Origin of the sequence: Streptomyces prasinopilosus (assembly GCF_001419695.1) — a bacterium.
Taxonomy (GTDB): Bacteria; Actinomycetota; Actinomycetes; order Streptomycetales; family Streptomycetaceae; genus Streptomyces; species Streptomyces prasinopilosus.
Genome location: NZ_LIRG01000717.1, coordinates 1 through 4050, shown reverse-complemented (window position 1 = coordinate 4050; position 4050 = coordinate 1). Strand labels below are relative to the sequence as shown.

Below are 4050 nucleotides of genomic sequence, written 5' to 3'. Positions count from 1 at the left end.
CAGGTCCAGGTGGGCGGAGAGCTCACGCACCGTCCGGTGCTCGAAGAAGAGCGTGGTGGGCAGCTGCCGCCCGAGCTTTCGCTCCAGCTTCTTGACGAGGTCGACGGCGCCCAGCGAGTCCAGCCCGAGCCGCAGGAACGGTGTGTCGTCGTCGACACCCGAGGCGGGCACGCCGAGCGACTGGGCCAGCAGTTCCCGCAGGACGACAGCGGTGCCGGACGCCGCCGAGGGCCGGTGCCGGCCGGTACCGGCCGGTCCGGCGGCGTCCTCGGCGCCCGGCCGCCGTGCCGGGCGCGGTGGGGCGGCGGCCGGCCGCGCCTCGGGCGCCAGGTCGGCCACGACCAGCTGCGTCGCGCCGGTGGCGCACGCCGCCCGCAGGGCGGCCAGCGCGGACGCGGTCGCCAGGGGGCGGCCCCCACCGCCCGCGCCGCCGGTGGGCAGCCCGGCGCCCGCGGCGACCGCGAGGCCCGTCTCGGCGAACGGGCCCAGGTTCACCGAGAGCCAGGGCCGGCCCGCCAGGCACTCGGCTCCGGCGAAGGAGTCGAGGAAGGCGTTCGCCGCGGCGTAGGAGCCCAGCGCTCCCGCCAGGCCGTGCACCACCGACGACACCGAGGAGAACGCGACGCACACTCCCGGCCGCTGCCCGTGCCGGCGCAGCGCTCCGGACAGCAGCACCGTGCCGAGGGTCTTCGCGCCCAGCGCCTCCACGGTCTCCGGCACGTCCGTCCCGCGCAGGCTGCCGGGCCGTACGACACCGGCCGCGTGGAACACGGCGTCCAGCGGCGGCAGTCCGCCCACGAGCCGCTCCACGTCACCGGGAACGGTCAGGTCGGCGGCGACGTAGCGCGCCTCGGCGCCGAGACCGGCGAGTTCCTTCAGCAGGCCCGCGGGCGGGTGCGGGGAACGTCCCGCCAGCACCAGGACCGGCCGGCCCCGGCCCGCCAGGTCCCGGGCCAGCGCGGAGCCGATGCCTCCGGCGCCGCCCGTGACGAGGAACGTCCCGTCGGCCGGCAGCCGTTCGGGACGGTCCGGCCCGTCCGGTCCTCCCACCGTGCCCGGTCCTCGCCCCGCTTCCGGCGCGACGGAACGCACGAGGCGCCCTCCGGCCCGCCAGGCGATCGCTCCCGCCGCCTGCGGCGCCGTCAGCTCGGCGGCCAGGCGGCGCAGCCACCCTTCGCCGTCAGGAGTCCCGGGACTCCCGGGGGTGCCGGGGAGGTCCTGGGACGAGAGGTCCACCCAGTTCGCGATCACGCCGGCCGACTCCTCCGGTACGGCCAGGGCGAGGCCGCCCAGGACCGCCTGCGCCGGCACCGGCCGCTCCACGCCGTACCCGGTGACGTGCGCGTCCTCGGTCACGACCAGCAGACGGCGGGCCCCGGTCCGGTCCAGCAGCGCGAGGGCGTCCCGGAACGCCGTGACCGCCTGCCGCAGCTCCGCGTCCAGGCCGCCCGCCGGGTCCGCGGGGTCCGGCACGTCCCGCCGCGGCCGGCCACCGAGGAGGACCACGGCCCGCGGACGGACGTCCCGGTGCTCGGCCGTGACCGCCCGTACGCCGAGGGCCGTGAACCCGTCCGCCGCCCGGCGCACCGCCGAGGCGTCCGCCCCGGTCACCAGCACCGGGCCGGGAAGACCGGCGCCGGGAGGACCGGTGGAGGGCCGGACGGCAGGGGGAAGGGCGCCGCCGGGCAGGGGAGCGGGCCGCCACTCGACGCGGTGCAGCAGTCCGCGCGCGTCGGGCTCGGGCCAGTACCCGCGCCGCCGGTACGGGTACGGCGGCAGCGGCACCCTGCGGTGCCCCGCGTCGAGCGCCGTACGGTCGAGGGGCACCCCGCGCACCCACAGCCGCGCCACCGTCTCCATCAGCTCCCGCGCCCCGCCCGGCGCTCCTCCGCCGTCGAACGGCGCCGCGGGGGCGGACACCACGAGGGCGCCGGGCCCGGCGCCGGCGGCCCGGCGCCCGGCGGCCACCGCGCGGACCGGACCGGCGAGGCCCTCCTGCGCCCCGAGTTCCACGAACGTGTCGTAGCCCTCGTCCAGCAGGCGTTCCACGGCCCGGCCGAACAGCACCGGCCGCAGGGCGTGTTCCCGCAGGTGGTCCGGATCCATCCGGGGCTGCCACTCGGCGGTGAGCGTGCTCATCACCGCGAGTTCGGGAGCCGAGACCGTCAGCCCGCGCGCCGCGTCGCCCAGGGCGCGCGCCACCGGCTCCATCAGGGGCGAGTGGAAGGCCCGCGGCACCCGCAGGGGACGGACCGTCGCGCCGTGCGCGGTGAGCCGCTCGGACGCCCGCCCGACCGCGTCCGGGGAACCGGACAGCACCAGCCGGCCGGGGCCGTTGTACGCGGCCACCGCGAGGTCGCCCGGGGACGCGGCCACCAGCGACTCCACCTCGTGTTCCGCGGCCCCCCGCACCGCCGCCATGGCGCCCGGCGGGGTCGACCCGCCCATGAGCCGCCCCCGTTCGGCCGCGAACAGCACCGCGTCGGACAGCGACAGCATGCCGCCGACGCAGGCGGCCGCCAGTTCGCCGACGCTGTGCCCGACCAGGGCGTCGGGCCGCACCCCCCAGGCCGCCAACTGCCGGGCGAGCGCGACCCCGTGCGCCACCAGCAGCGGCTGCGCCACCTCGGTCGCGGAGAGGGCGTCCCCGTCGGCACCGCCGTCCACGCACCAGGCCGTCAACTCCCGCCCGTGCACGGTCCCCACCAGCTCCGACGCCTCGTCCAGCGTCGCCCGGTACACGGGCGCCGTGGCGTACAGCTCCCGCCCCGGCCCCGGCCGCAGGCCGCCCTGACCGGGGAACACGTAGACGGTCCGGGGCCGGTGCGCCACCGTCCCGGTGGCCGTGCCCGGCACGGGCGGGCCGTCGGCGGCGCGCACCGAGGCGAGCCGTTCGCGCAGGCCGCCGTCGGCCACGACGGCGAGACGGTGCGGCCGTTCGTCGCGTGCGGCGCCCGCCGTCAGGCAGACGTCGCCCTCCTCGAACTCCGGGTGCTCGCCCAGGTGGTCCGAGACGCGCGTCGCCCACGCGTCGAGCCCGGCCGCGCTGCCCGCCGACAGGGTGAGCAGGTTCGGACCGGGACCGCTCCGGTCCCCGGCCCGGCCGTCCCCGCGCGGCGCGTCCGCCGGCCGCGGCGGGGCCTGTTCCAGGACGGCGTGCGCGTTGGTGCCGCCGAAGCCGAAGGCGTTGATCCCCGCCCGGCGCGGCCCGGACGACTCCCAGGCCGTCACCTCCGTCACCAGGGCGAACCCCGACCGTTCGACGGCGGGTGAGACCGGTGCGTGGTGCAGCGAGGCCGGGAGCCGTCCGTGCCCGAGGGCCAGGACCACCTTGACGAGCGAGGGCAGCGCCGCCGCGTTCAGCAGGTGCCCGATGTTGGTCTTCACCGAGCCGAGGAGCCGGGGGCGGCCGTCCGGGCGGGCGGGGAAGGCATGGGCGAGGGAGCGCAGCTCGATCGGGTCGCCGACGGCCGTACCGGTGCCGTGGGCCTCGACGTACGAGACCGACGCCGGGTCGACCCCGCACTGCTCGTAGGCACGGCCGATCACCTCGCGCTGGCGCAGCGGGTTGGGGGCCATCAGGCTCAGCGACGTGCCGTCGTTGTTGACGGCGGTGCCGCGCACGAGGGCCAGGACCTCGTCGTCGTCCCGCCGGGCCTCGTCGGACCGCCGCAGGACGAGGACCGCGCCGCCCTCGCCGGGCACGAACCCGTCGGCCGACGTGCTGAAGGCACGGCTGCGTCCGGTCGGCGACAGGGCCCGGGCCGCCTCCAGGGCCCGGTGCGCCGACGCGGTGAGGTGCAGGTTGACCCCGCCCACGACCGCGAGGTCGCACTCGCCGTCCGCGAGACTGCGCCGGGCCAGGTGCAGTGCCACCAGGCCCGAGGAACACGCGGTGTCCACGGCGAGCGCCGGGCCGTCCAGGTCGAGGCAGTGCGCCAGTCGCGCGGCGACCAGGTTGGGGAGATTGCCGGTCAGGGCCGCGGCGGTCGGCGGTGTGCCCGCGGTGCCCGCGTCCGCCAGGAGCTGCCGGTAGCCGCTGTCGCCGAC

The 4050-nt window shown here is 78.4% G+C and carries 1 protein-coding gene; it reads right to left on the bottom strand.

The window, feature by feature from the left end; genetic code table 11:
* Positions 1-4050: type I polyketide synthase (locus tag AOK18_RS25135; RefSeq protein ID WP_157865177.1), on the bottom strand; the 4050-nt coding region annotated here is incomplete at both ends.